This window comes from uncultured Vagococcus sp. (assembly GCF_963518325.1).
Classification (GTDB): Bacteria; Bacillota; Bacilli; order Lactobacillales; family Vagococcaceae; genus Vagococcus_D.
On sequence record NZ_CAUQJB010000021.1, the window covers coordinates 61809 to 86717 of the forward strand.

The window sequence follows — 24909 nt, forward strand, 5'->3', positions numbered from 1 at the left end:
CCTTTGGAATAAGCAAAAAAAAACTGCAGAACGATTAATTCCACAGTTTTTTCTCATTTTCTTATGATAAAACAGTGATTGTTACCGTGCGACGTCCCCATTGAATGGCATCTGCCGTACTCATGTTTAAATCAATGATGTTTCCTTGAATCGCACCACCGGTATCGGCAGCAATTGCAGTTCCGTAACCCGGTACATAAACCGTGCTTCCTAATGGAATAACACTTGGATCAACAGCGATGACTTTATCACCCGTACTAGAGATTTGGTACCCACTAGCAGTTAAGCCACCAAGACTAACACCATCATAGGCAGTTGTTTCAACGGTCAGCGTTTGACCTTGAGGCGTTGCTTCAACAGCAGGTGCTGCTTGTTCTACTGGTGCAGGTGCTTCTACAACAGCAGCTTCTTCAACAGTCGCCACTTCTGGTTGTGTCGCAATTTCTTCTTGAGTAGCAGGGGTAATGTTACCATCAGCAGATACCTTTAATTTTTGTCCGACATAAATTAAATCAGCATTTGCAATATTATTAGATTCAGCAATGGTCATGTATTTATCAGCCGCACCTAGATAGTCATATGAAAGTTGAGACAACGTGTCTCCAGCTTTAACCGTATAAATGCTATCTGCAAATGCAGTGCTTCCCATGCCTAGTCCAATTGTCGCGATTGTTACTAATCCGATTACCTGTTTCTTTAAGTTCATTATATAATAACTCTCCTTGTTTGGAACCTCTTGTTGGGTTCAGGTTGTGTTCTCTTTGGGAACGAGACAAAGCATAACAACCCGATGTTACAAGACAATATCAGTTCCGTTAACATCACATTAAGCTGAGGCTTTTTTTGTGTCGAATTGTCAGATAATTTATGAAGCCTTATTTATCAGGGTGCGAACAAATGTTTTTTTTGCGTTTTTTCTGAAAATAAATGAAAATCTGTAATATAAAAATGAGCCACTTACTAAAAATAAGATAAAGACCCTCTTATGTTACAAAACGACGACAAATATTATTCGTTTTTATCGTACTCTTGTTGAACGAACCCTTGAATTATCAAGGAATTCCGCCATTATTTTTCAGGGTATCTGACTATTTTTAAACTAGTTTCTTCTATATAATAGGAAAATGGTTTAACTCAAACGAGCTAAACCATTTTTCTTTATAAATAAGAACCTGTTAAACTATTAGACCTACTCATCTCTTGAGGTGTCCCTTCAAAGACAATCTCGCCACCACGACTTCCGCCATCAGGGCCAATGTCTATCACCCAATCGGCTTGTCGAATAATATCCACATGATGCTCAATGACGATTACCGTACTGCCTTTATCCACCAACTTATTCATAATTTCTAAAATATGAGCAATATCAGAGAGATGTAACCCTGTAGACGGTTCATCCATAATATAAAGTGAACTTTTTTTATGTAATTCACTGGCCAACTTCAATCGTTGTGCTTCACCACCAGATAAGGTGCTTAGGCTTTGGCCTAAGGTAATATAGCCTAACCCCACTTCCTGAAGGGCACTCACTTTTTTATGAATTTTATTATCTTGAAAGAAATTGAAAGCTTGCTCAACAGTCATTTCTAAAATATCACTAATTGTTTTCCCATTTAAGTGATACTGTAGCACGCTTTCCTTGAAACGTTTGCCATCGCAGACCTCGCATTTAATTCGAATCGAATCCATAAAAGCTAAGTCTTGGCTTTGATAGCCCAATCCTTTACATTCTTCACAAGCTCCCTTCGAATTAAAGCTGAATAAAGACGGACTGACACCATTCTCCTTGCCAAACTGTTTCCTTACCTCATCAAGAATTCCCATATAAGTCACAGGTGTGGAGCGAGAGCTCGTGTGAGTCGCCGCTTGGTCAATGACAACGGCATCTGGATGCTCCTTTAGAAAAGACTGATAAATCAAGGAACTTTTACCAGAGCCCGCGACGCCAGTAACTGCTGTTAAAACGCCTTTCGGAATAGAAACTGACACATTTTTCAAGTTATGAATACTAGATGGGGGAGCCGTCAATTGACCGTTAGCCTGTCGAGGTTGGGCTTTAAAGGGCAATTTCTGTTGTAAAAAGCGGCCCGTTAGTGTATCAGATGTTAACAACTGGGCAAAGCTACCTTCAAACATGATTTCGCCCCCATGAACCCCTGCATGGGGACCCACTTCAATGACGTGATCGGCGACTTTAATAACATCTGGATCATGTTCAATCACCAAGACCGTGTTACCTTTGTCTCGCAACTTAATTAACAGCTGAGTCATCCGCTCCACATCTCTCGGATGAAGACCGATACTCGGCTCGTCAAAGATATACAGTAAATCCGTCAGACTACTGTTTAGATGGCGAACCATTTTAACTCGTTGTGACTCACCACCGGATAAGGTCGACGTTTCCCGCTCCAAGCTTAGATAATCCAACCCAATATCGATCAAATTTTGCAGACGCTCCCTTAAACTTTTAATCACTGGATGAATGTCCGGTTGATCAATTTCCAATAAAATCTCTTGTAAGGTCGTCAATTCCATCTTTAAGAAATCGGCAATAGTGTAGCCTTTAATTTTTGAAGACAAGGCAGCTTGAGAAACCCGTTGCCCTTGACACAGCTCACAGCGCGTTTCATGAATAAATGGTGCAATTTGCTTCTGAGTACGTTCAGAGACCTCCCCGTCTTTCTTTAAGTACATCCGATCAAATTTAACTAACAGTCCCTCAAAACTAATATTGTGACTATCCACTTTAACTTTTACGCCGCTGCCATAAAGGAGTTGGTGCCACTCTTTTTCTGAATAATCCATTAATTTTTTATCATTATCAAAAAATCCTGATTGTAAATAAACTTGCAAGTACCATGAATTATTGGCAAAAATCGGAAAAAGAATGGCTCCTTCATTTAGAGATAATTCCTTATTTACCATTTTATCCATGTTCACTGCTATTTTACGTCCGATTCCATCGCACTCTGGACACATTCCCTGTTGCTGATTAAAGGAAAAGAAGTTGGCATTGCCAATCTGTGGGTGTCCCATTCTGGAAAACAGTAAGCGGATCAATCCATTAATATCTGTGATCGTCCCTAAGGTTGAACGGGAGTTTCCGCCGATTCGTTTTTGGTCAATCACAACTGAGGTAGATAAGTGTTCGATGCTATCAACATCTGGTTCCTTGTACTTTGGTAAAAAATTACGCACAAACGTGCTGTGCGTTTCGTTCATTTGCCGTTGTGATTCTGTGGCGATTGTGTCAAAGACAATCGATGATTTTCCAGAACCTGAAACCCCTGTAAAAACTGTTAGTTGGCGTTTAGGGATCATTAATGAAACATTCTTTAAATTATTCTCCCTTGCGCCTTTCAAAATCAAATATTCTTGTGTCATCCAGCTACCTCCGAAAGATTATTTGGTCGTTAAGATTACTTATTTCGCTAATTTACCCGACAAGATGATAGTATCACATTAAAGCAAGTGCTAAAGTTGCAATAATTTACGTAATGTTTTACAATGTTTTTACGTAAAAAGTTTACAATCCAAAGCTACCTTTAGATTTCTAAAAAATAATTCCATTAATTTTCATAAACTAAAGGTTTTATCAACTCAGAAAAACAACACTGAGTTCCAGAAGGAGATTATGATGACTTATCGGCCAATTGACATCGCCAGAAAATTAAATATCAGTACCAGTTCTTTGCGCTTTTATGAAGATGACGGGATTGTCCCAAAGCCAGAGCGAACCGCCAGTGGCTATCGGATCTACACGGCAGAACATCTCTATTATTTTCAAGCGATTCGCAGCCTCAGTTTAGGCTTTGGGTACCAACTGACCCATCATGTCATGCTTAAAATCTTAGAAAAGGACATGCTTGGCGCTTTTTGGTTAATTAATGACTCTCAAGCTAATTTAAACAAAGAAAAAAAATTAACCGATCGAACGTTGGAGATGTTAACAGGACAAGATTTCCAAACAGAATTAAACTTTCCCAAAAGAGGTTGGTTTACTATTGGAGAGGTAGCGGATAAATTAAATCTCTCGACAACGGCCTTGCGTCACTGGTGCTTAGAAGGCCTAATCACCCCTGAAAAGGATCTGGAAAGTGGTTATCGCATGTTTACTTATGAAATGATTCAAAAAGTCTTGTTGATTCGAGTGATTAAAACTTCGACTTGGTCATTGAATGACGTTCGCACCATGCTGACTCGGTTAGACCATCACTCACCTGAGAAGATCGTCGAGATTGCTAAGCAATCACTAAGATATATCAATCAGGCGATTCAACGCCAACTCGTAGGCATTCATTATTTATATGTCCTCTGTCACGAACTGGCCTTAACAGAAATAGACGATTTCCCTCCTACTACTTACTAGAGGGAAATCGTCAATTGGCGTTATTTCTTTAAATGTAAAATAGGAAAAGGGCGACCTTGGTCATCAGTCGCGGATTCTGCTATGATACGGAATCCTTTACGCTGATAAAACTCAAGAGCTTTGGGATTGTCCTTATTCACATCCAATGTCCTAAAGGGATAATTCTGGTACATATGATCAAATAATCGGCTACCTACGCCTGTGCCAATAATACTTGGATCTAAAAAGAGCATATTGAGATGACCTTCTGCCACTGAGGCAAAGCCTTTTATCTGATCTTCCTGATTACAAACAACCACTATCTCTGACTGAGATAAAAATCCAGCCAATTCTTTTTTTATAGCTTCGATGTTTTCGCCTAAAAAATCGTGAGTGGCAATCACCGAACGTTCCCAGACAGCCAGAATTTCCCACTTGTCTTGACCTACTGCAAATCGGTAATGATACAACAGCCTCATTCCCTTCTATATAACAATTAATTGAAACTTACTCTTCAAAAAATAATAATAAATCTTGTAAACTTAGCTTTTCTTTTTCTTCCTTGGCTAAATCCACTTTTATTTGACCTTTTTGTAAAACAATCAAGCGATTGCCGTAGATCAATGCATCTTCCATTCGATGAGTAATCATCAAACACGTTAATTGATTGTCTTGAATCCGTTGATTGGTTAACGCCATTAAGGAGCGGGATGTTTTAGGATCAAGAGCCGCCGTGTGTTCATCTAACAACAATAAATCTGGCTTGGTGATCGTCGCCATTAAGAGACTTAAGGCCTGTCGTTGCCCACCTGATAAGTTACCTGCTGGTGTATCTAAATGCTGCTCCAATCCATTGCCAATCAACTGACATAATTCTGTAAAATACTCTCTATTTTGAAGCAACGGTCGCTTTCTAAAACGTCGCTTTTGTCCACGGTACATGGCCAGTAACAGATTTTCAGCAACTGTCATTCGCGGTGCGGTTCCCATTTTAGGGTCTTGAAATACCCGGGATATATAGGTGGCTCGTTCTTCTTCTTTTTTGGTAGTAATGTCCTGACCCTTTAATAGAACTTTCCCTTTTGTCAACGGTAGGCTACCAGCAATCGTGTTAAACAAGGTTGACTTGCCGGCTCCATTTCCACCTAGAACAGTAATAAAATCTCCTGAGTGAATGGTCAAGTTCATCTCGTTCATGATCACTTTAGATTCATTTAAGCCGTTGGAAATGGCTTTAACACCCTCTTGAATTTCCAGTACTGCTTCAGTCATCTACAACTCCTCCTTTTCAGGCAAAAAATTTAAATTGAGTTTACTTTTTATCTGAGGTATCATGAGACACAACGCCAATATAACGGCTGAAATGATTTTCAAATAGTTGGTGTTGAAACCTAAACGAATCACTACGAGAATCAATAATTGATACATAATACTGCCGACAACAATGGCGATCAACCGCTCCGTCAACGTCAATTCACCGAAGATAACCTCGCCTATAATTATTGAAGCCAATCCGATGACGATTACCCCAATCCCCTTATCAACACTGGCATACCCATCATTTTGCGCCAATAAAGCGCCTGCTAAGGCAATCACCCCGTTAGACAAGGTCAGACCTAATATTTTCATCCGGTCCGTTTTGATTCCCAGTGAGCGAGCCATGATTTCGTTATCCCCAGTAGCGATATAGGCTTGCCCCAAGTTTGTGTTAAAGAAAATCAATAACAACGTAATAATAACTCCTACCCCAATCAAACCGATTAACACTGTATCGAAATAATTAGGTAAATTTAATCCTTTAAAATAATCATGAATCTTGGCTTGATTCAACAAAGACAAGTTAGGCGATTGCATAACGAATAAAATAACTGAATTCAATCCTGACATAACCAAAATTCCGGATAAGATAATCGGAATCTTGCCTTTTGTGTACAACAAACCCGTGACTAAGCCAGCGCCCATTCCCGCTAAGACGCCTAATACTGTGGCAATCAGTGGCGACATCCCATGGGTAATTGCCGTGACACAGACTGCTGCCCCTAAGGGATATGAACCTTCTGTGGTCATATCTGGAAAGTTTAAAATCCGATAGGTCATAAAGATGCCTAATCCCAGTATCCCCCAAATTAATCCTTGACCTATAACTGATACAATCATTTTACATTACTCCTTTCCAACAATAATAGCTTTGTCTAATATCTCTGACGGAATGTTTATCCCTAATTTTTCTGCCTGTGTTTGATTAATAATAATATCCCCTGAAGTAAAGGTATAAATCGGAGTTGTGGCCGGCTCTGCTTTACCAGCCAATATATCGGCTGCCATGCGACCAGTTTGAACACCTAACTTATATTGGTTAATTCCCACCGTCGCTAAGCCCCCTTGCTCCACCATGGTGTCCACAGACGGAATAATCGGCGTCTCATTTTTATTGGCAATATCCACGACAATTTGCATGGCGTTCGCAATCATATTGTCTGTGGGAATATAAATCATGTCGACCTCAGAGGACATGACTTGAACCATTTGCGAAATTTCATTGCCTGATGGTACGGGATAATGTTTAACCGTCATCCCATGCTTTTTAGCAACTGCTTCCACTTCATTGGCTTGGTATTTCGAATTATCCTCTGCCGAGGAGTATAAGATACCAACTGATTTGGCTTCCGGTAACAATGCTTTTACTAAGTCAAATTGGGCTTCCACTGGCGATTTATCACTGACACCCGTAATATTTCCCCCAGGTTTTTCATTATCAGCCACTAAGTTAGCGCCTTTAGGATCCGTAATTGCCCCCAATACAATGGGAATTTCCGTCGTTAAGTTTGCCAAGGCTTGGGCAGCTGGCGTGGCAATACCAATTAAGACATCAGCCTCTTTATTAATTAACTGCTGGCTCATCGTATTCAACTTACTTTGATCAGCCTGACCGTTTTGGAATTCTATTTTTAGATTTTTGCCTTCCTCGTACCCTTCTTCTTTTAAGCCATCTTGAATGCCTCGATAGATTTCATCTAAGGCCGGATGACTCACAAACTGCAACACACCAACTGTTAGCATCTGCTTTTTTTTGGTTTTAGCGGTCATTTCGGTTTTTTCCATCACAAAACTTACCACTAAAAAAATGACGATCAATCCTACTACACTTATAAGTCGTTTATTCTTCATGTTCATTCCTCCGATTATTAATCATTAGCGCTAAACGATCCGCTGAATTTTCATTTTCCCCACTATTCTAAAAAAAGCAATGACCATTGTAGTCATTGCTTTTGGAAGGGGTGAACCCTGCCATTATACAGCAAAAACCACATAGATGTTCAATCTATGTGGTCACTTTCATCCTAAGTTAGCCCCATAGATACAATTTTAGAAAGTACACTAAAAGTTGCATCTATGAATAGAGACATTCATACACACAACTATCTACGCCAGCTTTGCCATCTTAAACTATTCAGTTGGGTTGTTTTTGAGTGTGTCATGAAAATCCCTCTCTTCCAGTTATAAATCTTAGTTTACGATGACCGCTCAGATATGTCAATAGCAAATCTTATTATTGGCAAGTTCCAGACGATTTATCTAATAAAAGAGTTTAACCAATAACTTTATTGAATTAAACTCTTTTATAGTCGACTAAAGAATATTTAAACCAATTAAAACACCATAACCAAGTCCCACGACTGTGATTAACAGACCCGTGATGAGGGTTATTTTGCCCATCCCTGATTGAGAACTATGACGGCTCCCTCTTTTGGGCTTGCCTTGTAAACGAGACAACACAATGACAATTAAGCCGACCAGTGTGATTAATGCAGGAACTGCGTATTTATCAATCTTTGAAAAGAATGACCCATCATTAGTAGGTTTTAAATCACCTTTATCAGCGGCTTTTTTACTGAATAACTTGCCTTTTTCAGCCGGTTGAAAGGCCACTGTTGGATTTGGAATCTTGTCAGAAACTTGAGGTAAATCAGTGGCTAAAGATAATTGATTATTATCCAACTTAAAAGTTAACTCTTGATTTTTAGGTACTAATGTATAAAAATCACTCTCTAAAATAATGGTTTGATCATTGATCTTTTGTTCCCCTTTATCAAGAACCTTTTTGTATTCAAAGCCGTTAAACCCCAGATCCAACAACGCATTGCCAAAAGGATGTCGTTCTTCTTCACCGATTTGATCTGTCCAATCCCCAACCCCTAAAATCACTTCAATAAAACGGGTATCCTGACGTTTGGCTGTGCCAACAAACCCAAAGGCTGCTGAAGGACTGGACCCTGTTTTAATACCATCAAAGCCCTCATAGGCATAGGTTTTACCAGGAAGAGCAAAGAGATAGCTTTCAAAGGTTTCTTCGTACGGTGTCCCCGGTTTGACCGTGTAAGTTGGATTTTTAGTAAATTCTAAAATTTGCGGGTATTTTTTTAACATATTGTAAGCCAGTATGGATAAATCGCGAGCTGTCGACATGTTATCCCCATTAGGATCGATTCCCTCAGGCAAATAATAGCCTTCAAAAAAACTGCTTGCAGCACCTGTGGCATTATAATAAATCGTATTGGTCATGCCGAGCTCTTTGGCTTTGTCATTCATCTTATTGACAAATAAAGCTGCATCGTCATCACTCACCAAGTTAGCAAGCATCACAGTTGCTGCATTTGAGGAAGGAATCAATACTAAGTGAATAATATCTTCAATTGTGTATTCGACTCCTGGAGCCATCTTGTTATTACTCAGGCTGTATATCTGAGAAATATTCATCACATTTTGAGACGGCTGCAACTTTGTATCTAAAGAAAATTTCCCAGCCTCCATGGCCTCAAATCCTAAATACAAGGTCATCAATTTTGTTAAACTGGCGATATACCGCTGAACATCTGCCTTATCTTCCCATAATACCCGGCCTGTTTGCGAGTCAATCATTATTGAGGTCTTTGGTCGGTACTTCTCATCAACCTTATAACCAGCTTCTCTGGTAATCGTCATAATATCTTCCTGAGCTACAGCAACTATCCCTGATGCTAATGAACTTAAGCTCAGCATTAACACAACTAACAACTTACTAATCGTTTTCTTCATTCTAAACTCCTTATTAATTATACTTTTCACATTTATGACTAATCAACCAATTATTCCTATACCTATTCCATACTACCGTTACTTGACCACTAAATCAATAGGGTCTAACCTTACAAAATAGTCACGTTCAATCAAGTCTAGCATGGTTTAGGTTTAATGATTTGTTATCACCAATGACATCATTTTGACCCATCTCATAAAAACCAATGCCTATTCGTTTATTATTCCTTTCTTGTGTTAGTTTTGCAAGTGAATTTTTAGAAATAAGCTAAAATTAAGAAAATCTGGCTTTTTCCCTTCACTTTAAACTCACAGCAAAAAAGTTGAATCATCGTGATTCAACTTTAGAGGGATTATTGGGCTGTCGTCTCGCTACTACTTGTACTCGTTCCCGTACTGCTATTTTGCAACTCATCCAAAATTTCTTCATCTTCGGCTTTTTGAGCGGCTTGCTTGTCAGCTTCCGCTTTTTTGGCTGCCGCAATTTTATCTAACTCATCACTTGAAGGACGTAATAAACTGTTGAGGTGATCCACTAAATACAATTCAATTTCCTGCTGATTATCCAAGGCGATTCGTTCCACTTCTTGTTGATTTTCAAAATAAATCAAGGTAATACCGCCTTTTAGATGATAAAAATCACTGACTTTTTTTTCATTATAAAGAATTGGGAAAAAATACATCGTCCCGTCGAATTCGGCCATCTTGTCTTTATCATTCAAAATTTCCAAAAACTGATCGTAATTTTTATCATTTGGGTCAACAATGGCAACTAGTACCTTCTCGTTTTTTCTAATGGTACTCTCTAATTGATCAAAGTCTACGGTCTTGACTTGTTTGATAGCTGATACTTGGGACATCACCAAAGAGTCCGCTTGTTTAATCCGAATTTTACGCTGAGTATTAGGAATTACTACTGCGATAACTAAGACCACCAACACAATAGATAAGCCAGCTATGGCAGATACTTGCCAGTTTTCTTTAACGTAATTAATCAATGATTTTGTTCTTTTTAAAACAATCTCTTTAATGTTCTCAAATTTATCCATTCACTTCACCCTTACTCTGTTATAATAATAGTATACTCATTGCTGAAAGAAAAGGAAAGACAAATTGAAAAATCCTTTTTTTCTTCTAATTGACTATGAGTAATTTAGAGAGAAATGAGGCAATACTTATGTCATTCGATGGCGTTTTTACACGTGCAATGACGGCTGAATTGAAAGACAAACTCCTTAATGGACGCTTGTCAAAAATCCATCAGCCTTACGATAATGAAATTATGTTAATCATTCGCAATCAAGGTAAAAATCACAAACTATTGTTATCTGCTCATCCAGCGTATGCTCGGATGCAACTGACAACGGTGGATTACCAGAACCCAGCCACCGCTCCAAACTTTTGTATGATGTTACGCAAATACTTGGAAGGGGCTATCTTGCAAAAAATTGAACAAATTGACAACGATCGTATCATCCATTTTTCTTTTTCAAAACGCAATGAACTTGGCGATTTAGAAGACATTGTTCTGGTGGTGGAATTAATGGGACGTCATAGTACGATTGTCTTGGTCAATCATGACTCAAAAAAAATTCTTGACTGCATTAAGCATGTAGGGCCAAGTCAAAATACATACCGTACCTTACTCCCTGGCGCTACCTATGTCCATCCCCCATTAAACGACTCCCAATCAAATCCCTTTACAGTTAAACAAACCCGTCTTTTCGAGTTACTGGCAACTGCCGATGACTTAACTGGTAAGTTTTTCCAAGAGCATTTTCAAGGGTTGGGATTTGATACGGCAACTGAGTTAGCCACTCGTCTAAAAGCTCAACCAACCGAGCGAATGAAGACTTGGTATAGCTTCTGGGAAGCCATTGACAGTAAGCCTGAACCAACCTTAAGCCTTTTTCAAGGAAAGGAATACTTCACACCCATTGCCTATGATTATTTGGGAACCGATCGTCAGACCTTTCCCTCACTCAGTGAGTTGCTGGAAAGCTACTATTCAGGCAAAGCGGAACGGGAACGAGTCAAACAACAAGCAGGCGAACTAATTCGGAAAATTGACAATGAGTACAAAAAGACCCTCTCAAAAATCAAGAAGTTAGAACGGTCTTTAGGAGACACGGAAAACGCAGAAGAATTTCGCCAAAAGGGAGAGTTGTTAACCACCTTCCTCCACCAAGTGGAACGAGGCGCCAAACGTGTGACTCTGGAAAACTATTATGATGAAAATGCCCCAATTACCATTAACTTGCGGGAAGATTTATCACCAGCTCAAAATGCTCAAAAGTATTTCCAAAAGTACTCTAAGCTAAAAAATGGTGTCAAAATCATTGCCGCCCAAATCGAAGCAGCTAAAAAAGAAGCCACTTATTTAGAGTCTGTCCTCTCTCAATTGGAAATCGCTTCGCCCATGGATATCGACGTTATCCGCGAAGAGCTGGTTGAGGGTAAATACATTCGGTTGAAACAAAAAGCAGGTCAACGAAAGAAAATAGCTAAAAGTAAACCTGAAAAATATCAGGCAAGCGACGGCACCATGATTTTAGTCGGTAAGAACAACTTGCAAAACGATCAACTGACCCTTAAAACCGCCAATAAACATGATATTTGGCTCCATGCAAAAGATATTCCTGGCTCTCATGTCATTATTCAAAGCAACAATCCAAGCGATGAAACGATTGCGGAGGCAGCGAATCTGGCTGGCTACTTCTCCAAATTCCGTTTATCAAGTTCTGTCCCTATTGACTATGTGGCTGTCCGTCACGTAAAAAAACCAAATGGCGCCAAACCTGGTTATGTGATTTATGACAATCAACAAACGATTTATGTGACTCCAGATAAAGAATTAGTCGAACGCTTAAAACTTTAAAAAGTTGCTCGCTCCCACAATCAGGGACGAGCAACTTTTTATTTATATAGATAAATCCTCCTGTTGAGCCACTATTTATTTAGGAGCCCTATAAGGTTAGACTAGGTCTAATCCTTTGATTCTCAATGGTTAAATAACTAGTTGTTGTCTTCTCTAAAAAATAACGATCATGTGAGACGACTAATAGGGTACCTTGATAATGATCCAAGACCTCTTCTAATAATTCACGCGTCTCAATATCCAAATGGTTAGTCGGTTCATCTAACACCAATAAATTATTAGGCTGTTGCATGAGTTTCGCCAATTCCAAGCGAACTTTCTCACCGCCACTTAATTTACTGACTTGTCGAAACACATCTTCTTTAAAAAACAGGTATTTAGCCAACGTTCGTCGACTTTCCTCTTCGTGTAATTGGCAACTGCTGCGAAATGCCTCTAAAACCGTTTGTTGGGGATCATCATAGTCAATGGATTGAGAGAGATAGCCGATTTGAACTTGACTGCCAAGTTTAATCTCCCCTTCATCAACAGGATAACACTCCAACAATAGCTTCAAGATTGTACTTTTACCGCTACCGTTTCTACCTAAAATCGCCACCTTATCTTGCCAAAACAAGTTAAAATCAATTTTAGTAAGTAGTGCGTTGGCCCCGAAAGATTTCGAAACACCTTTAAAAGTCAGAACTTCCTTACCCGATCGCTGACTAAAGTTGAAGGATTTCATCAAAGCCGCTTGCTCCTTTGGTGGGCGACTGATTTCCTCCATCTGCTCCAAGCGTTTTTCTAAATGCTTGGCCCGTTTGAAGAATTTTTCGTTATCACTTTCATTTCCCCACTGACGATAGCGGCGAATGGCATCTTTGATTTTTTTAATTTCTTTTTGTTGCTCTTCATAATCTTTCGCTAAAATCTCCATGCGCTTTTTCTTAGCTTCTTGATAGGCGGTATAATTACCTTTATATACGACTGCCTCAAAATCCAATTCAATAATCGTGTCCACTACCTGATTCAAAAAATGGCGATCATGAGACACCACGATAAACGTTTTTTTCGACTTGCTTATATAGTTTTCCAGCCAAGCTAATCCTTTTAAATCAAGGTGATTGGTCGGTTCGTCTAGCAAAAAAATATCGGGATTTTCTAGCAATACTTTCCCTAAGGCCAGCAACGTTTGTTCCCCACCACTTAAGGATGTTACTTGTTGAGTCAATAACTGGGAAATACCGAGGCCATTAGCAATCGTGTCGCTATTACTCTCCAACTCATAACCTCCTGCTTCTTCAAATTCTTCTTGAAGCTTGCCATATCTCACTAAAAGCCGCTCCAAATCATCTCCTGCTGTCGCAAACTGACTTTCAAGTTCCCTGAGTTGTCTACCTAACGCCACTACTTCCGTTCTGGCAGACAACAGATAATCCCTCCCTACCAATCCATCTGAAGTCACACGCTCCTGAGTTAAATAACCAATTGTCATCTGGTTGCGAATGCTGAGATGACCGTGATCCAATCCTTCAATTCCCATAATCATTTTCAATAAGGTCGATTTACCGCACCCATTTCGGCCAATTAGGCCTACCTTTTGGCCTTCTTTGATACGCATATCTAAATTTTCGAATAATAGCTCGCCGCCAATTGTTTTTGTCACATTGTTCAACTGAATAATCATTTTTTTGCCTGCTTTCTTCCATTCGAGGCAATTTCTACTGTGTCTAAAGGCAGAAACCTGAGACAACTTTGTCACGTTAGGAACTTTTTAATCAAAAGCGACTAAGGGTCTCATTTGATTAAAGAATTCACCAAAAAGAGCCATGACAAAGACGTCATGGCTCTAGCATCATCGATAACAGTGTTATTTAATAATGAATTTAGTCGTAATAAAAATTAGCCTGAATGGTCTTTTTCTCGTATTTAATTGCTGTTTTTGGACACACTTGTCCCCTTAGCAAAAAATACGGAAATAATCGCACGGTTAAGAGCAATAAAACGTTGTAATTTTTTGTTATTGATTTTTGTGCAATTCATCTGACCATTCACCACCTTTTTATTTTAATGTCTTTAGAATAACAAATAATAACTACTGTGTAAAGTAAAATCGTTCATCATCCCTTCACTCATTCATTTTCGGTTAGACTTTTTTATTACGCTAACTTGGCAATTCCTTGGGTACTTTCTCTGACGATCAATTGTGGCGGAATCGTATGTTTGATTGGATAGTCATAAGCTTTGACCAGCATACGGTTTAATAACTCGATGGTAACTTGCACCATAAAATCAATTTGCAAACGAATCGTCGTTAAGGCCGGCACTAAAAATTCAGATGATGATAAATCATTAAACCCTATTAAACTGACATCGGCTGGAATTTGAATGCCCATTTCATGAGCCGCTTTGTAACAGCCAACAGCCATAGAGTCATTAGCAATAAAAACGGCCGTTGGACGATCTGCTTGCCCCATTAATTCTTTAAATAGCCTGTAACCATCTGCCGGCGTATAGTTGCCAACTTGTGTCCAGGATTTGTTCCACAATTGATGTTTTTGTAAAACATGCTCATAAACGACTTGCCGCTCATCTACCGCAAAATTTTCATCTTTGCCTCCGATAAACCCAATTTGACGATGGCCCAACTCTAACAAATAGTTAAGAGCTTTTTCCGTCCCCAATTTAAAATCAATGACCACTGACATAAATTCCTCAGGAGCTGGCGATGAATCAATGAAAATAACTTGCTTATCTAAGCTTTTCAGCCACGTAACGTCTTCTAAATCAAACAAGCCCAAACAAATAACCGCATCTAAACTCGTCAACACGCTTTTAGGGTGCTGCTTGGTAATTCTTAGAATTTTTTTACCATCCAACAATAAATGTTTCTCCAATGCCACACGAATGGCTAAGTAATAGACATCTTCCAGTTCTTCTTCTGCCGAGTAACTGCACAACAAGCCGATGGTTTGCTGATTTTCTTTTTTCTTTTTGGTTTTTGGTGTTTCATAATCCAATTCTTCTGCCGCTTCAAATATCCGAATTTTGGTTTCATTTGGCACGTTCAGTGTCGTGTCATAATTCAACACTCGGGAGACTGTCGCCGGCGATACTTCCGCGATTTCTGCTATATCTTTAATGGTTGGATTTCGTTTCTTCGTCATATGCCCTCTTCACCTTCTGAAAACTTTTGGCTTTCGGTTTTAACTCTACTATTAGTATACCTAAAAATATTAAGATTGCACCAATTATCATTTGAAAGTTGACGACTTCCTTTAATAATAAAACAGATCCCAACATCCCAAAAAAAGCTTCCGTGGATAAGATAACTGCGGCCTCGCTGCTAGTGGTGTATTTTTGCGAATAGGTTTGTAAAAAGTAAGCCCCTAGGGTACTGATTAACCCAAGATATAATACCGGCCAAATAGACTGCTGAGATAAGGTTGGGAGAGGATCGTTGTCAAATAACAGCATTACCAAACTGCAGCCGGCGGCACTTCCCAGTTGAATCAACGTAATGGCCCAGGCCTGGTCGTCTTTCACAAAAATATCAGTGAAAAAAATATGTAAGGCAAAAAACACCGCGCAGATAAGGGTTAAAACATCCCCTTGGTTTAGACGTGTTAGACCCGTGTCCAAGGAGATAAAGGCAATCCCCAGAAAACTGACTATTGCCCCAATTAATCCCTTGACTGGTATTTTTTTTCGAAAAATAAGTAAACCTAAAAATGGCACAATCACCACATTAACCGCTGTTAAAAAGGCATTTCGCGAAGGAGTGGTGTGTTGCAACCCAATCGTCTGAAACATAAATGCCAAGTACAAGACCACACCTAAAGCAGAACTTTTTAAGATCCCTGATTTAGTAAGTGTTTTAAGCCTCTTGAGATTAAAAAGCAATAAAACAACGAAGGCTAAGGTAAACCTAATGGCTAATACTTGAAAGGGATTAAAATAGGCCAATGCCAGGGCACTGGCAACAAAGCCGTTTCCCCAAATAATGGCGACAACCATTAGCCCGAACTGCCCTAATCTCCTTGATTTAGTCATTTGCCCACTCCTTTAAATAATTGCCCAGTAACAAAAATACGCTAGAAGTCCAAGTAAAGGATAAGTCATCGTTTCCTTCTCCTGTCTCAGGGTTATAATTTTCAGCCATTCCGTGCTCATTTGCCAACTGACAATACTTTTGGGCCAACCTTTTGGCGATCTCTGTTTGCCCATTTCGGCGGAATGCATCAAAAAAGATAAAGCTTTCTGGGGCCCAAATCGGGCCCAACCAATAGCCATCAACCTGATAATGAGGACTGGATTTCGTCTCCGTCTGCAAGCCAAACGGGCCTTCAAACTGAGTCGTAATTTGCTCGATTAAGCGACTCTGAATCGATTCTGGCAGCCGATACCCAATGACCAAGGGCAAGCACAATAACAAACTGCCCCTCTCATCAATTGCCTCTCCCGTTCTATAAGAGCGGGCAATAAATTGTTGGCCATCGTAAAGGTCCTCTAATAACCGTTTGGTCAACTGATCTCCTAAACGCTGCCAGTCTTGGTTATCTTTGCGACCTAATTGTTTGGACCACTTTCCTAAGATATCCAATTGCTGAATGAGATAGGCACTTAAATCTGGTGAGACAACTGGCAATCCCTGATGAAAAAGACTGGCATTGTCCCAGCCTGAATCATTGCCGTGCGTGTAATAAGGCAACCCTTGATCACTTAAACGATGAGTCAGCCAAAAATTAGTCGTTGCCACTAAACTGTCATAAATCACACTTAATTGTTCGGGCTGACTAAAATAAGGATGAACAGCCATTAACTGTTCATAAGCCCAAGCGTGAATCGGTGGTTTACAGCAGTTGTAAGACACGTATTTGTCATTGATGAAATCAGGATAAACCCCTGACTCATCTTGATGATCGATAAAAACCTGAAATTGATTAAACGCTAATTCGGGATGACTAGCTGCCACTCCCATAGCATTAAAACAATTGTCCCAACTCCAAATATTTTGCATCCAGTTTTTTGACATGTAAACCGACTCACGGGTTAACTGACCAACTGGTCGCACGATGCTGGACCAGATGATATAGTTAGCCATTGCCTGACCTTTTTGATACTTCTCAGGTACCTTAAGAGACGAGTTCAGCCATGCCTGATACTCTTGCACCACTAACTGATGAGCACGTTCAAAAGTCGGCAAGGTGTCGTCACACTCCTTAAAAACGACGTGATAATTAGTCATGATTAACTCTTGAACCTCTTGCCTCCCATCTAAACGGAAGCTAACTTTTGGATTCCCTACTCGATACCAAGGAGCGTCCACTTGAATATGACTCCCGGTCAATTGCAATTGATATTTCGTTTCTTTTTTATAGGAGATATACTCATATGTCGTCGAATTTAACTGGTTCAGACTGTCATATCGACCTTTATGAGCCTTTAAAGTCACCGTCAATCCGGCTACTTTGATTCTCAGTTGTTCTGCTGTAGGCAGGATTATGGCAACATAATCAGACTGGTTGCACCGTCGACTGATTTTAAAAAGAGTTTCCGTCGCTTCAACCACGTATTGGGCCTGAAAAGTCTCGCTGCTTAAATCACTATGGCCTTCCACTATTAGCTCAAACAGTTCACTAGGTGACTCATCCCCTCCATGGACATCCCGAATAAACATCGCCTGCTGTTTGCTTAAAAATGAGACAGCAAAGTAAGACCCTCTTCTCGAAAAAGGAATGTCTTTAATATCGTAATTCACTCTCTCCACCTCACTTTTCTATAAGACCCATGGTAAAGCTTAAATCAAAGTTCTCAAAGCGAACTTTATCTGCCTCATACTGTTCCTGACCGCAACTGTTACTGCCTAAGCCAGATTGAGCCACGTCGATTGTCAGCCAATTACTGGTCTCTCTAACTAACTCATCGATGTGCGTCGCTTTTTCCAAGGCTTGACGGCTGTAATCATGAAGGGTCATGGTGACAGGTTGATCGAATCCAAACGCTAGACTACTTTCATGAGTAGTATTAAACATCTGAGCCCAATAAACAGCGGTACGCGCCCCATTCTCTTGAGGAAAAATGTATTCCGTGTGCATCTCACTAATGTTTTTTTGATAAACACCTAGTTGAACAGCGGCTAAACTATCACAATAACTTTCTCCAGGGCCATTACCGTACCATTTAACTTGCTGAAACCCAGTGGTCTTCAAATCAAAGCCGATTCTTGGTAACATCTCCGGTTGATGACTACCACGACGTTGGGTTTCGCCATGAATATCCATCGTAATCAATCCTGATGGTAAAATAACATAGTTGTAAGTTAAGCGGTATCCCCAATTTTGATTGGTGGCTGATGCATCTGTCTGAACAACTATGCTGACGCCTTCGTCAGACTCATCTAGGCTAAAACTAATCAACTGTTCAGTTACCTGATCCATAAAGTAAGACTCTTGCCACTCTTTGACTTTGTACATATCATTGTCAATTGGCGCTCGCCATAAGGTGAAAGTCGGCCCCTCTTCGATTATTTGCTGATCGTTTTGGCTGACATTCAGTAATTTTCCTGTTATTGGATTGAAACTAACTGTGATTTGATCATTCTCCACTTGAATCAACTCTTTTTGTCGAAGGACACTTAAGGAGTGACCTTGAGAAGTGACTTCTCGCCATTTCGGTTTTTCGACCAATATCAGTTGGCATTTCGCAATCTCATGACGTTCCCCTTTCTCAGAAAAGGATAAATTTAGATAAACATCGCCAATGTCCCCTTCTTCATAGCTGATATCAGGTAAGTTAATCGTCTCTGTTGATCTAGCTGGAATATCCGGCAACAGCATGGCACCTTCCGCTAAAATGGTTTCGAGCTGGCACACCTGATAGTGAAGGGTCATTGTTTTCAAATTTTTAAAATCAAAAAGATTGCTGATAGACAATTTAAATGGGTGATCTGTGCCATGAACTTTTATCGGTTCAATAATGTATTTATATTCCAATAGAGCCGGCGAGGGTGTTCGATCGGGACGCAATAAACCGTCTATACAGAAATTGCCGTTATTCGGCGTGTCACCGTAGTCTCCACCATAAAGATAGGTCGTTTGTCCTCCTCTTTTTGCCATAATACCGTGATCGTACCATTCCCAAATAAACCCACCATGTAGTCGCTCGTATTTCCTCATGATTTCCTGATACTCCTTTAGTCCACCTGGCCCATTCCCCATGGCATGACCGTATTCACAAATCAAGTGAGGTTTTTGTCCTTCTGTTTCCCTTCCGATGATTTCCAACTTATCTAAACGAGTGTACATCGTAGTGAAAACATCGCTGTGACGCCCTTCCCGTGCTCCCTCATAATGAATCGGTCGTGAATCAATTTTTTTGATTTCACGATACATCGCATCAAAGTTTTGCCCTGCTCCCGATTCATTCCCAAGAGACCACATGATAATTGAAGGATGATTATAGTCCCGCTTAACCATCCTTAAGCCCCGCTCGACATAGGCCTCTTCCCACACATCATTATCGCTAAGCCAATTATAATCACCTGTATTTTCAAAGCCGTGACATTCCAAATCGGCTTCATCGATCACATACAAACCATAACGATCACACAACTGATAGAAGTAATGTTGATTTGGATAATGTGCGGTTCGAACAGCGTTAATATTATGCCGTTTCATCAAACGTAGATCCTCTTCCATCACTTCTCGCGTGGTCGTCATCCCCCCTGTTGTGGTAAAGTCATGACGGTTCACCCCATTCAAAAAGATTGGTTGACCATTAACTTGGATCTGATGGTCCTTTATTTCAATCGATCTAAAGCCAATTGATAGCGGGATATACTCCCTTTCGACCTTCAACAAAACCTGATACAGTTCTGGCGTTTCCGCTGTCCAAAGCTTAGGGGCTTTGATGACAGTCGTACTAGTATACTGGGAACCAGCCGCCTGAAACTTATTTAACTGGCGCCATTGACCGTCGATTAGCAATTCGCCTTGAATTTCTTGTTCAAAGGGATTCTCCACAACGAGGCGCAATTCATAATCTCGATAGTTTTTATCAGGGATTGTCTCTACCCGAATATCCTGTATCGTCTTCTCGGCTTGCTGATACAACGACACATCTCTAAATATTCCAGATAGCCACCACATATCCTGATCCTCCAAGTAGGTGCCTGCCGACCATTTTACGACTTTAACAAACAGCTGATTCTCCTTTTCTTGGACCATCTCAGAAACATCAAAACGTGTCTCATAACGACTTCCCATATTAGATCCCACAAATTTTCCATTTAAAAAAACTTCAAAATAGGAACTGACCCCTTCAAATAACAATATCGATTGGTGGTCTTGCGTCAACTCCCAATCAAATTGGCGATAATAGAGACCTGTTGGGTTTTCAACCGGAACGAATGGCGGATTAATTGGAAAAGGGTATAACACATCCGTGTAATGCATCTGATCGTACCCTGATAATTGCCAGCAGGACGGCACCTCTAATTGGTTGTCACTCATAATATTAGAGGACAGTTCGCCTACCGTTGGAACTAGCTCTGGGTACTGATAAAAATTAAACTGCCAGTTGCCATTTAAACTGACAAACCCTTTTTGCTGACGATCATCAAAACTTAAGGCCTCTTCCCGGGTGCCATAACGGTTAAAAGAAGTAGCAGGCTCCATTCGATTTTTTCCTAAACAATGGATGTTTTCCCATGGTTTCATTTCTCTCATTTTGTCGATACCTCTTTCATCAATCATTATTTAATAGAACCACTAACCCCTTCAATGATGTACTTTTGAGCGAAGAAGAACGCTAATATTGGTGGTACAATCATCAATATCGTGATACACATGATGGGAATAATATTAGTATCATGAACGCCTTTGAAGGAAGCTAAACCTAAGGCTAGTGTGTATTTTGTTCGATCTTGCAAGAAGATTAACGGGCCCAAGTAATCATTCCAAACAGATAACATATTAAGAATAGCAATGAGTATCAAGGGTGCCCGCATAATCGGAAAAAATATTTTATAAAAAATTTGAAAATCATTAGCACCATCTATTCTAGCGGCATTTTCAATGTCTGTCGGAATATTCATTAAAAATTGACGCAGCAGAAAAATATAGTAAGGCGAGCCAAAAAAAGATGGCACAATCAATGGTTTTAAGGTGTTAATCCAGCCCATCATATTAAATTGCATATACAATGGAATCATGGTCACATCCCATGGCAACATCATCGATGCCAGCAACAGCATAAACAAAACGTTTTTAAACTTAAAATCATAGCGGGCAAAACCAAAGGCAATCAGTGAACAGGAGATCACCTGTCCAATCGTTGTCAGAACCGTTACAACAGTTGAATTCCATAAATAACGGCCAAAAGGTTGTGATTGCCACGCTTCCACAAAATTTTTCCATTGAAAGGCACGTGGCACAATCGTCGGTGGGTAACTATTGACTTCACTAGGTGATTTTAGCGCCGTAATCAACATCCATAGAAAGGGTGCCATAAAATAAAGTGAAAATAAAATAAGACACATATACGTTAACAGTTTATTTTTCTTCGATAAGTCCATTTATTTTTTTCCTTTCTTGGTCTTTTTAACCCCTTTGACTTCTGCTTCGTAAAAGACCCAAGCACTTGATGATTTAAAAATCAAAGCAGTTAGGGCTAGGATAATCACAAACATCACCCAAGCATTGGCACTTGCATAACCTAAACGTTGGTGTTTAAAGGCATTTTCAAACACATACAATCCGTAAAAATAAGTCGATTTCAAAGGTCCGCCCTTTGTTAGCAAAATAACTAAGGTTAATTGCTGTAACGCTGTGATAGTTGAGGTGATTAAATTAAATAAAATCGTTGGTGTAATGATCGGAATCGTAATATTAAAAAATTGTTTTAAGGGCGAGGCACCATCTATAACCGCTGCTTCATAATAATCTTTGGGGATGCTCTTAATATTTGTATAAAATATCAGCATCATCGTTCCAACACCCCAGGCACTAGCTATCACAACAGCAAACATCGCCCATTTAGGATCAACTAACCACTTTGGTCCCTCAATACCAAGCAAACTTAGCAAGTAGTTTAAAATGCCGTATTTTGAATTAAATATCCAACCCCAAATAATTGAAACAGCCACACCTGAGATGACTGCTGGCAAATAAAAGATTGCTCTAAAAAATTTAACGCCTTTGACTTTTTGCGTTAGCAAGACTGCCAAAACAAGCGCGATAATCATGTTTAAGGGAACAAAGATAACTGCAAATTTAATCGTGATTACCAATGATTTCTTAAATTGCGGATCCATGGTGAACATCGTTTTATAATTTTCCAAGCCAATAAAGGTTGGCTCACGGGTTACTGGCCAATCATGTAAACTCATAAAAAATGAGAAGATTAACGGGCCAAAGGTGAAAACGATGAAACCGATTATCCAAGGAGCAATAAATAAATAGGGAATCCACTTTCGGTGATCCTTCTTCTTAATGGGTGTTGGGCGTCTGCCCGTTACCTTGATACTTTCTTCCAAGGGGTTCAACTCCTTTTTCGTGTCTTAATCTGGCTGAGGAAGACCTCAGCCACGTCCTTATTCTTTTTCCGTTACACTCTTCAACACTGTTTGAGGATCTTCCATTGTACTTGGATTAAAGATCTGTTCGAATGACAGTTTTAAATCTTCAGATACATCGCTCCAATTTGCGACTTTGAATGAACTTGGCGTAAAGCCTTCACTTTTTATTAACATTTTGTAAAAAATGCCTTTATATTCATCTTCTTCTAAGCCATTTTCTTTAACAACTGACTTTAGAACCGGCAGTTCATAATCAATTCGTTCATTATTCGCTTCTTGATTGGTCCAAAACTTAATAAATTCAAACGCAGCCTCTTTATTTTTTGAGTACTTAGACATCGCCAAACCTGAGGAACTAATAATGCTAACGCCTTCATTTCCATTGCGGCTTGGAATTTCGGCTAAGCCATAATTTATACCGGCTTCTTTTAACGGTTCCAACGACCATGAACCCGTCACAAACATCCCAACTTTCCCTGATTCCATCTCAGTTGAACCATCACCTTCAGTTGCGATCGCACTTTCATCTTTTAACATGCCTTGAAACTCATCAAATACATGAATGTTTTTTTCACTATCCAATGCTCCGGCTAATTTACCCTCAGCCGTTGAATATGAGGCATCATTCCCCCAGGCAAACATTTCAAAATCGTATGGATCAGGTTTACCTGGCAAAGCATAACCGATGTCACCGCTTTTACTATCGCTTAATTTTTTAGCCTTCTGATGCAAATCATCCCACGTCCAGCCTGTTTTTGGATAGTCAATCTTTTTAGCATCAAACATGTCTTTATTGTAGTAGATAGCATGTGTTGTAAAGCCAACTGGCAACCCTAAGATATCGCCATCAACTGAGTTGTAACTCCAAAGGGTTTCATAAAAATCTTCTTTGAATTCTGGGCCTTCTTTTTCGATAAAGGAGTCTAAAGGTTCTAGCGCATCTTTGTACTGAGGATAATTCCACATATACATGACATCCGGTGCATCTTTAGCGCCAATACCAGCAGAAATTTTTGTATCATATTCACTACCGTATGCCTCTAAAACAACTTTAATGTCCTTGTGTTGCTCATTAAATTTATCGACTAACTGCTGTTGCATGTCCAAACTTTTTTCACTGTCCCAGGTTGAAAAACGAACCGTTGTCTTACCATCGTCTTTCACTTCTTTTGATGTACATCCAACCAAGGCAATACCTAAACCTAAAAGCGCTGTCCCTACTAACAATTTCTTAACTTTCATGTTTGAAACTCTCCTTTACTCTTTATTTAACCTCAGTATAATCATATTATTTACTAAATGCAAGCGTTTTTAAATAATTATTTACTAAATAATTATTGTGAACACATGAACTTTACTAAATATACCAAAATATCCTTAACCTCAGCTCATTTCATTCATGAACTGTTAAAATTATAAATGGTAGTTCCCAAACTGATAAACCTGCTCTTTTATCAATTTATGATAATTCTAACGACTTATCCATAAGCATTAGAGCCACCTTGCTGTCGTATTTTTTTTGCCCAGCGTAGGCAAAAAAAAAAAACTTCAGCGGTTATCAATCGCTACCGAAAAAGTCTGAATTTTCCCAATCGAAAATTCAGACTTTTTATTTTTTCAACTACGATGGTAAAAACCAACAAAATATGAAGGTTTAGTCCCGTTTCAAGCTCTTATTCCACTCATTTTTGGGAACGAAATCCCTTTATTTTTCCTGTTTTGTATTTTATGAGCTTTTCAATAGCCTCGCAATTAACAAGGGAGCCATTTCTAAAGTTCTAACAAATGTATACATGGTAAGCATGATAAAATAAAAGAAGTAACCAGAACTAGTATTACTTTCCACCTTACAAGCACGACTTCTTGTTAAACAAATGTTAGGAATTCAGGATAGAAAAAAATAAAAAAACTCTAAACTGCATAACGAAGGGTTGTATGTTCAGATCATACGGCTAATTAGCATTCAGGAGATTCGTGAAAAAGATAATAAGTACAGTCGCATCAAACAATTGAAAACGAAAAAAGACTTCAATCGCTATTCCCTTTCCT

Annotated in this window: 18 protein-coding genes; 2 read left to right on the forward strand and 16 right to left on the reverse strand. The window is 39.4% G+C overall.

What is annotated here, in order from left to right; genetic code table 11:
• Positions 1-61: 61 nt before the first annotated feature.
• Positions 62-706, reverse strand: coding sequence for a 3D domain-containing protein (locus RWN13_RS15740; protein WP_314065538.1), 645 nt, complete (start codon positions 704-706; stop codon positions 62-64).
• Between the two features lie 452 nt (positions 707-1158).
• A complete protein-coding gene (locus RWN13_RS15745; RefSeq protein ID WP_314065540.1) occupies positions 1159-3384 on the reverse strand; it encodes an excinuclease ABC subunit UvrA in 2226 nt (741 codons plus the stop codon).
• A 250-nt stretch (positions 3385-3634) separates the two neighbouring features.
• Between RWN13_RS15745 and RWN13_RS15750 the strand changes: the two genes are divergently transcribed.
• Positions 3635-4369, forward strand: a complete 735-nt coding sequence (locus RWN13_RS15750; RefSeq protein ID WP_314065542.1) for a MerR family DNA-binding transcriptional regulator — start codon at positions 3635-3637, stop codon at positions 4367-4369.
• 20 nt (positions 4370-4389) lie between these two features.
• On the opposite strand, the gene RWN13_RS15755 is transcribed toward RWN13_RS15750, so the two are convergent.
• The 6 genes from RWN13_RS15755 to RWN13_RS15780 all read right to left on the reverse strand — a co-directional run bounded on the left by RWN13_RS15755 (position 4390) and on the right by RWN13_RS15780 (position 10473).
• Entirely contained in the window at positions 4390-4827 is a 438-nt protein-coding gene (locus RWN13_RS15755) for a GNAT family N-acetyltransferase (protein WP_314065544.1), read from the reverse strand.
• Between the two features lie 28 nt (positions 4828-4855).
• Positions 4856-5620 (reverse strand): ATP-binding cassette domain-containing protein, encoded by a 765-nt coding sequence (locus tag RWN13_RS15760; RefSeq protein WP_314065546.1) that lies wholly within the window; start codon positions 5618-5620, stop codon positions 4856-4858.
• Entirely contained in the window at positions 5621-6505 is an 885-nt protein-coding gene (locus RWN13_RS15765; protein WP_314065548.1) for an ABC transporter permease subunit, read from the reverse strand.
• Positions 6506-6511: 6 nt separating this feature from the next.
• Positions 6512-7516: a tryptophan ABC transporter substrate-binding protein gene (gene trpX, locus RWN13_RS15770; RefSeq protein ID WP_314065549.1), complete on the reverse strand. Its 1005-nt coding sequence runs from the start codon at positions 7514-7516 to the stop codon at positions 6512-6514.
• 462 nt (positions 7517-7978) lie between these two features.
• Positions 7979-9424: a DUF1958 domain-containing protein gene (locus RWN13_RS15775; protein WP_314065551.1), complete on the reverse strand. Its 1446-nt coding sequence runs from the start codon at positions 9422-9424 to the stop codon at positions 7979-7981.
• A 353-nt stretch (positions 9425-9777) separates the two neighbouring features.
• Complete coding sequence (locus tag RWN13_RS15780) at positions 9778-10473, reverse strand: hypothetical protein (RefSeq protein WP_314065553.1); 696 nt, start codon at positions 10471-10473, stop codon at positions 9778-9780.
• 128 nt (positions 10474-10601) lie between these two features.
• Between RWN13_RS15780 and RWN13_RS15785 the strand changes: the two genes are divergently transcribed.
• Positions 10602-12302: an NFACT RNA binding domain-containing protein gene (locus RWN13_RS15785; protein WP_314065555.1), complete on the forward strand. Its 1701-nt coding sequence runs from the start codon at positions 10602-10604 to the stop codon at positions 12300-12302.
• 88 nt (positions 12303-12390) lie between these two features.
• On the opposite strand, the gene abc-f is transcribed toward RWN13_RS15785, so the two are convergent.
• The 8 genes from abc-f to RWN13_RS15825 all read right to left on the reverse strand — a co-directional run bounded on the left by abc-f (position 12391) and on the right by RWN13_RS15825 (position 24102).
• On the reverse strand, positions 12391-13968 hold the full coding sequence (gene abc-f, locus RWN13_RS15790; RefSeq protein ID WP_314065557.1) for a ribosomal protection-like ABC-F family protein: 1578 nt from the start codon (positions 13966-13968) through the stop codon (positions 12391-12393).
• A gap of 472 nt (positions 13969-14440) precedes the next feature.
• Entirely contained in the window at positions 14441-15448 is a 1008-nt protein-coding gene (locus RWN13_RS15795) for a LacI family DNA-binding transcriptional regulator (protein ID WP_314065559.1), read from the reverse strand.
• On the reverse strand, positions 15420-16334 hold the full coding sequence (locus RWN13_RS15800) for a DMT family transporter (RefSeq protein ID WP_314065561.1): 915 nt from the start codon (positions 16332-16334) through the stop codon (positions 15420-15422). Before RWN13_RS15800 ends, RWN13_RS15795 begins: the two co-directional genes overlap by 29 nt.
• On the reverse strand, positions 16327-18042 hold the full coding sequence (locus RWN13_RS15805) for an MGH1-like glycoside hydrolase domain-containing protein (protein ID WP_314065563.1): 1716 nt from the start codon (positions 18040-18042) through the stop codon (positions 16327-16329). The genes RWN13_RS15800 and RWN13_RS15805 overlap by 8 nt, the downstream gene beginning before the upstream one ends.
• Positions 18043-18052: 10 nt before the next feature.
• Entirely contained in the window at positions 18053-21010 is a 2958-nt protein-coding gene (locus tag RWN13_RS15810) for a glycoside hydrolase family 2 TIM barrel-domain containing protein (protein WP_314065565.1), read from the reverse strand.
• Positions 21011-21036: 26 nt separating this feature from the next.
• Entirely contained in the window at positions 21037-21858 is an 822-nt protein-coding gene (locus RWN13_RS15815) for a carbohydrate ABC transporter permease (protein WP_314065567.1), read from the reverse strand.
• On the reverse strand, positions 21859-22818 hold the full coding sequence (locus tag RWN13_RS15820) for a sugar ABC transporter permease (RefSeq protein WP_314065569.1): 960 nt from the start codon (positions 22816-22818) through the stop codon (positions 21859-21861).
• 57 nt (positions 22819-22875) lie between these two features.
• Positions 22876-24102, reverse strand: a complete 1227-nt coding sequence (locus RWN13_RS15825) for a sugar ABC transporter substrate-binding protein (protein ID WP_314065570.1) — start codon at positions 24100-24102, stop codon at positions 22876-22878.
• Positions 24103-24909: the final 807 nt, after the last annotated feature.

Coding starts and splice junctions, on each gene's coding strand:
- RWN13_RS15740 (WP_314065538.1), bottom strand. CDS start 706: ATGAACTTAAAGAAACAGGTAATCGGATTAGTAACAATCGCGACAATT.
- RWN13_RS15745 (WP_314065540.1), bottom strand. CDS start 3,384: ATGACACAAGAATATTTGATTTTGAAAGGCGCAAGGGAGAATAATTTA.
- RWN13_RS15815 (WP_314065567.1), bottom strand. CDS start 21,858: ATGGACTTATCGAAGAAAAATAAACTGTTAACGTATATGTGTCTTATT.
- RWN13_RS15750 (WP_314065542.1), top strand. CDS start 3,635: ATGATGACTTATCGGCCAATTGACATCGCCAGAAAATTAAATATCAGT.
- RWN13_RS15825 (WP_314065570.1), bottom strand. CDS start 24,102: ATGAAAGTTAAGAAATTGTTAGTAGGGACAGCGCTTTTAGGTTTAGGT.
- abc-f (WP_314065557.1), bottom strand. CDS start 13,968: ATGATTATTCAGTTGAACAATGTGACAAAAACAATTGGCGGCGAGCTA.
- RWN13_RS15775 (WP_314065551.1), bottom strand. CDS start 9,424: ATGAAGAAAACGATTAGTAAGTTGTTAGTTGTGTTAATGCTGAGCTTA.
- RWN13_RS15800 (WP_314065561.1), bottom strand. CDS start 16,334: ATGACTAAATCAAGGAGATTAGGGCAGTTCGGGCTAATGGTTGTCGCC.
- RWN13_RS15780 (WP_314065553.1), bottom strand. CDS start 10,473: ATGGATAAATTTGAGAACATTAAAGAGATTGTTTTAAAAAGAACAAAA.
- RWN13_RS15760 (WP_314065546.1), bottom strand. CDS start 5,620: ATGACTGAAGCAGTACTGGAAATTCAAGAGGGTGTTAAAGCCATTTCC.
- RWN13_RS15795 (WP_314065559.1), bottom strand. CDS start 15,448: ATGACGAAGAAACGAAATCCAACCATTAAAGATATAGCAGAAATCGCG.
- RWN13_RS15765 (WP_314065548.1), bottom strand. CDS start 6,505: ATGATTGTATCAGTTATAGGTCAAGGATTAATTTGGGGGATACTGGGA.
- RWN13_RS15785 (WP_314065555.1), top strand. CDS start 10,602: ATGTCATTCGATGGCGTTTTTACACGTGCAATGACGGCTGAATTGAAA.
- RWN13_RS15810 (WP_314065565.1), bottom strand. CDS start 21,010: ATGAGAGAAATGAAACCATGGGAAAACATCCATTGTTTAGGAAAAAAT.
- trpX (WP_314065549.1), bottom strand. CDS start 7,516: ATGAAGAATAAACGACTTATAAGTGTAGTAGGATTGATCGTCATTTTT.
- RWN13_RS15755 (WP_314065544.1), bottom strand. CDS start 4,827: ATGAGGCTGTTGTATCATTACCGATTTGCAGTAGGTCAAGACAAGTGG.